This is a genomic window from Crenalkalicoccus roseus (assembly GCF_004761865.1).
GTDB lineage: Bacteria > Pseudomonadota > Alphaproteobacteria > Acetobacterales > Acetobacteraceae > Crenalkalicoccus > Crenalkalicoccus roseus.
Window position 1 is genome coordinate 1 of sequence record NZ_SJDM01000081.1, and the last position, 5,076, is coordinate 5,076.

The window sequence follows — 5,076 nt, forward strand, 5'->3', positions numbered from 1 at the left end:
CGGGGTTCGCATGACGGCGCTGGGTGGGGATGAAGTGTAGGCGAGGCTCTCCCACCGCCGCGGCCTCGCGCGCCGCTTCCTGCGCAGCGCGGCTCCGCAGCCGCAGCAGGCCCCGGGCGAGGAGATCGCAGACCTCGCGCAGGTGGGGTGGGAGCCCCGCGGGACGGAGCGCGGCCGGATCGGGAGGCGACATGTTCCTCAAGGCGGAGGGGTGGTCGCCTGCACATACCGCCGGTCCCGCCGTGATGTCGGGCTGCACGCACGGGGAGCGATCGGAACGATTGGGGAACAGATGACGGCGGAGTTGCGAGCCGGATATTCTACCGCTGGGCGAATCGGCGGTGGTGCGTCATGGGCTCGTTCAACCCGAGGAAATTCACGGACCCGGATCGGCTGAGGAGTCTGGATCCGCGGCGGCTGCGCGCGTTCTTCGCGCCCTGGCGCAGTTACCTGTCCGGCCGCGGCTTCGAGTTCCCCGACCCCGGGGAAGAGATCGACTACCAATCCCTCGCGCACGTCCTGCTGACGCCGGATCACGCGACCCCGCGCGAGATGGTCGACGCCCTCTACTACGTCCACGAGACCGCCTCGGCGGAGGACATGGAGGAGCTGATCGCCGCCGCGCGGCGCCAGGGCGTCCCTCTCGACGATGATCCGGCTGCGACGCCGGCGGACCTCGCCATCGACGTCTGGCTGGCCGCCCCCGATCTCCTCCAGTCCCGCCACTCCGAGGCCGTGGCCAGGAAGCAGCAGAACTTCGAGTACTTCGCGCCTCACCAAGCCGGGCGGCGCCCGTTCCCGGAGATCGACGAGGCCCTCCGGCTGCAGATCGAGGCCGAGCTCGACAACTGGTTCGAGGGTCACCGGCGCGGCCGGGGGTGTCGGATCTTCATGTTCCGGCATACCCCCCTGGTTTGGATCCTCGTCAGGCACGGCCTTCCGATGCGGCGCGAGGCCGGCCACCAGGACGATGGGCGCGCCACGACCGAGTTCTACCGGCCGCAGCAGCACGACGTGCTGTTCTACGACGAGCGGAACGGCGAGATCGGGGTGCACGCCAATACCAAGGGGGAGCGCAAGCTGTACCTCAAGACGTTCGGCAAGTTCGTCTTCGGGGACGAGGATCACTTCCCCCCGGCCGCCAAGTTCACCCTCGACCCCCTCGCCGAGGACGGCGCCGACGCGTTGAACGTCGAGGACATCGACGGCATCAGCGCCGTGCGCCTGGTCGAGTGCCGGCGATACTGGGGCGGCGCGTTCAAGGAAGTGGAGGTTCGCAGAGCGGAGAACCTCTTCGCCGCGCTCGCGGCGCGGGGCGCGCCCGGCCTTTTCGGCGGACGCCTCGTCGGCGTCACATTCAAGGTCAAGTTCGAAGGTTCCGAGAAGGAACGCTCGGTGACGGTCCGACCGCCGGGCATCGCCAGGTACGAGCGGAACGAGGACAGCGAACTCGTCGAGCGTTGGCTCAGGAACAGGGGGTTCATCCTGGCGGCCCAGGGCGCGGACGACGATGAAGCGGCTACGGCGGTTCTGGAAGGCGCTTGACGAGGTTCCCGGCGCAGCGACCGACCGCCTGGAGTGGACCGACGTCCTCGGCGCCGAATGGCGTGACATCGAGCCCTACCTCAAGAGTACCGGCCGCCGGACGACGTCGGTCATGTGCCCGTATCCCGGCGGCGATGGCTGCCCGCGGCGGGTCGTCACCGGCGCCAACGGCGCAATCCGTGCCGTCTGCGGCTCCCGCCCCCGGATGTGCGATGCGCTCGATCTGAAAGCAGCCGACGTCACCATCCTCGCGCTCGATCGCGCGAAGCTGCTGCGCGAACTCGCGCGTGCCTTCGACGCCGAGCCTGCCGATCGCTCCGTTGGCTCGGGGAGGGTGATGCTGGTCGGGCGGCACGCTCTTGCCGCCGGCTTGGCATCTCCGATCCTCCTGGCGCTTCCGGGCCCGGCGGATCCGCTCGTCGAGGATGAGCTGAGGGCGGCAGGCCTCGATCCTGCTGGCAGCGTCGTGCTGGTTCCACGCCCTTCGTCGCTGCCTGCACCGGTCCAGGCCCGGTTGGTGGCCGCCGGCCATCAGGTGATCCCGCTGTCCGAAGTCATGGGGCTCGGGGCCAACGGGATTGAGGCGCTCCAGCCACCGGCCATCCTCCTTGCGCCGATCCGGGAGGCCCTGGCTGCCTGGACCCACACCGCCGGCCCTCAGCCGGTCTGGGAGCTTCCGTCCGACGCCATGTGGGGTGAGCTCACCTTCACTCTCGTCGCCGACGAGGTGCTCAACGTCAGCTTCCGGAGCCAGACGAGGCGGCTGGAACCAGACCACCTCGGGATGAAGGATGGTCGCTCGGGCAAGCCCACCGAAGCGTGGGTGTTCCTCCAGGCACTGGCCCGGGTCGGTGGATCGCTCGGCCCGATGAGCCCCGACGTCGTGGAGCACTACAAGAAGGATAAGCAAGCCCTGACGAAGCGACTTCGTGAGGCCTTCCGCATCCAGGGGGACCCCATCTGCTGGAATCGCAGAACGCGAAGCTACCAGACTGCCTTCGTGATGCGGGATGAGCGACCCAAGGCCGTCCGCATGTCCAGCCCGCGGCGGTGAATTTTCACCGACGCCATCTGGCGCCATCAGCATTTTTTTTCGCGCTGCCTCCGCCCTGAGTCCGCTGGCTTTCGCCGCGCCAGCCGCCGTTCGCCGGCACTGATCCCAGCCCTGTCGGTGAAATTTCGCCGGTCGCGATCGATCGGGCCGCGAGCCCGTCCTCGATCGACGGCGAAGCATCATGGAGCAGCCTACCCGGGAAGCGACGCTCGACGCGCGCATCCTCAAGCACATCCGCCACACCGCGAAGCGTCTGGCCCGACAGGGCCGCATCCCCGGCATGGATGCCGACGACATCGCGCAGGATCTGTTCCTGGATCTCTGGCGCCGGCGTGCCGCCTTCGATCCAAGCCGCGCAAGCTTCGCGACCTTCGCGGATCGCGTCATCGCGCACCGCGTCGCCTCGCTGCATTGCTCCACGGCACGCCTGCGCGCGGAGCGCCAGCACCTCAGCCTCGATGAAGGCGACGATGGCGCCGAGCGCCCGGTGCTGGCGGACAGCCTCCCCGATCCGCAGGCGGTCTCGGAAGCCGACCAGGCGCTTGCCCTCGACGTCAGGCGCTTCCTCGAAGGGCTGCCTCCGGCGCTGCGGCGCTGCTGCGATCTGCTGCTGACGCCGAACCTGCGCGCCGCATCGGCCGAAGCCGGCCTGCACCGCTCCACCATCTATGAGAATGCGCGCCGGCTGCGACGCCTCGCGGAGCGAGCCGGTTTGCGGGACTACGTTGCAGCGCCCCGACACTTCGCCGATCGCGCCGGTAGGTGCCCGGCATGAGCACGCACCACACCTCGCGCGGACGGCAGAACGGCGCGACCGCGCGCCATCTGAACCAACACGATCTCGCCGCCCGCTGGCGCATGTCGGTCCGGACCCTCGAGCGCTGGCGCTCCCAGCGCCAGGGCCCGCCCTTCCTCCGGCTCGGCGGGCGGATCGCGTATCGCCTCGAGGACATCGAGGCCTTCGAGCAGGCCCAGCGCCAGGAGACCTCCGCCGCCTGACCGCACCCGGCTTTCCTGCCGGGTCTTCCTGGGAATGCAACACCGCCGCGAGGCGGAAACACCGGGACGGTCTGCTCCGCCGCGTCGGGGCCCGGCAGCACCTCCATCGACGGACCAGGAGCGCGACGACGAAGGAGTCACGCTCTGATGTTCAAGACCACGACGCCGCTGCAGCGGCTCCGCGAGTCCTCCTACGCGCTGGCCGACCTGCCGGACAGCGTCCGTACCGGCGAGCTCGGCGAATACGGCCAGCCGCTGAGCCGGGCCATCGGCGACGCGACGGTGGATGACGTCGCCTTCGCCATCCAGGCGCTCGGCGACGAGGCGGACGCGATCTTCCGGCGCGTCACCGCCCTCAAGCAGCTGCACGACCGCGCGCGGCGCGCCGGCGCCCGGGGCGCGGATCTCGCCGTGGAGGCCGCCGTCCGCTTCGAGGAGCGCCGCAAGTGAGCGCGCCCTTCGACAGCCGACCGCCGGGCGGCTTCCGGATCATCACCGCCGATGAGCGCCTGGCCGAGCAGCGCGGCATCAAGGGCGTGCTCACCGGCATCTCGGGCATCGGCAAGACGTCGCAGCTGTGGACGCTGGATGCGAGCCGGACGCTGTTCGTGAACCTCGAGGCCGGTGAGCTCGCCGTGCAGGGCTGGCCCGGTGACGAGGTCCGCGTGCGCAGCTGGGAGATGGCGCGCGACCTGGCGTGCTGGATCGGCGGACCGAACCCGGCGATGCGGCCGGACCAGCCGTATGACGCGACGCATTATCAGCGCGTCTGCGCCGCCTTCGGCACCCCCGAACAGCTGGCGAAGTACGACACCATCTTCGTCGACAGCATCACCGTCGCCTCGCGCCTGTGCTTCCAGTGGTGCAAGGGCCAGCCGCAGGCGGTGTCCGACCGCAGCGGCAAGCCCGACCTGCGCGGCGCCTACGGCCTGCTCGGCCAGGAGATGATCGGCTGGCTGACGCACCTGCAGCACACGCCGGACAAGAACGTCTGGCTGGTCGGCCTGCTCAACAGGCAGCTCGACGACTTCAACCGCCCCTACTTCTCGCTGCAGATCGAGGGCAGCAAGACCGGGCTCGAACTCCCCGGCATCGTCGATGAGGTGATCACCCTCGCCGAGATCCCGCGCGAGAAGGAGGCGCCGTATCGCGCCTTCGTCTGCACCACGCTCAATCCCTTCGGCTACCCGGCGAAGGACCGCAGCGGCCGCCTCGCCACGATCGAGGAGCCGCATCTCGGCCGGCTGATGGAGAAGATCCGCCGTCCGCTCGCATCGCCGCCCGCGGCGCAGTTCCAGATCACCCTGCCCGCGGCGGCGCCCGCGGCCCCCACCACCAGCACGACGGCGCAGGAGGGCTGAGCCATGTCCGGCGGCTTCACGCACGACTTCAACGGCGCCGAGGCGCAGCAGGACGCCTTCGAGCCCATTCCCGCCGGCACGCTGGCGAAGGTCCGCCTCACCATCCGGCCCGGCGGC

The 5,076-nt window shown here is 70.0% G+C and carries 6 protein-coding genes; all 6 read left to right on the top strand.

What is annotated here, in order from left to right:
- The first annotated feature begins 351 nt into the window (after window positions 1-351).
- The 6 genes from ET526_RS20685 to ET526_RS20710 all read left to right on the top strand — a co-directional run bounded on the left by ET526_RS20685 (window position 352) and on the right by ET526_RS20710 (window position 4,959).
- Window positions 352-1,545, top strand: a complete 1,194-nt coding sequence (locus ET526_RS20685) for a hypothetical protein (RefSeq protein WP_135470914.1) — start codon at window positions 352-354, stop codon at window positions 1,543-1,545.
- On the top strand, window positions 1,511-2,599 hold the full coding sequence (locus ET526_RS20690) for a hypothetical protein (RefSeq protein WP_135470916.1): 1,089 nt from the start codon (window positions 1,511-1,513) through the stop codon (window positions 2,597-2,599). The genes ET526_RS20685 and ET526_RS20690 overlap by 35 nt, the downstream gene beginning before the upstream one ends.
- Before the next feature lie 181 nt (window positions 2,600-2,780).
- Window positions 2,781-3,374, top strand: coding sequence for a sigma factor (locus ET526_RS20695; protein WP_135470918.1), 594 nt, complete (start codon window positions 2,781-2,783; stop codon window positions 3,372-3,374).
- The gene (locus ET526_RS20700; RefSeq protein WP_135470921.1) at window positions 3,371-3,598 is read left to right on the top strand and encodes a helix-turn-helix transcriptional regulator; all 228 of its coding nucleotides are present in this window, start codon (window positions 3,371-3,373) and stop codon (window positions 3,596-3,598) included. Before ET526_RS20695 ends, ET526_RS20700 begins: the two co-directional genes overlap by 4 nt.
- 147 nt (window positions 3,599-3,745) lie before the next feature.
- Entirely contained in the window at window positions 3,746-4,048 is a 303-nt protein-coding gene (locus ET526_RS20705; protein WP_135470923.1) for a hypothetical protein, read from the top strand.
- Complete coding sequence (locus ET526_RS20710; protein WP_204623744.1) at window positions 4,045-4,959, top strand: ATP-binding protein; 915 nt, start codon at window positions 4,045-4,047, stop codon at window positions 4,957-4,959. The genes ET526_RS20705 and ET526_RS20710 overlap by 4 nt, the downstream gene beginning before the upstream one ends.
- The last annotated feature ends 117 nt before the right edge of the window (window positions 4,960-5,076 follow it).

Coding starts and splice junctions, on each gene's coding strand:
- ET526_RS20685 (WP_135470914.1), top strand. CDS start 352: ATGGGCTCGTTCAACCCGAGGAAATTCACGGACCCGGATCGGCTGAGG.
- ET526_RS20690 (WP_135470916.1), top strand. CDS start 1,511: ATGAAGCGGCTACGGCGGTTCTGGAAGGCGCTTGACGAGGTTCCCGGC.
- ET526_RS20695 (WP_135470918.1), top strand. CDS start 2,781: ATGGAGCAGCCTACCCGGGAAGCGACGCTCGACGCGCGCATCCTCAAG.
- ET526_RS20700 (WP_135470921.1), top strand. CDS start 3,371: ATGAGCACGCACCACACCTCGCGCGGACGGCAGAACGGCGCGACCGCG.
- ET526_RS20705 (WP_135470923.1), top strand. CDS start 3,746: ATGTTCAAGACCACGACGCCGCTGCAGCGGCTCCGCGAGTCCTCCTAC.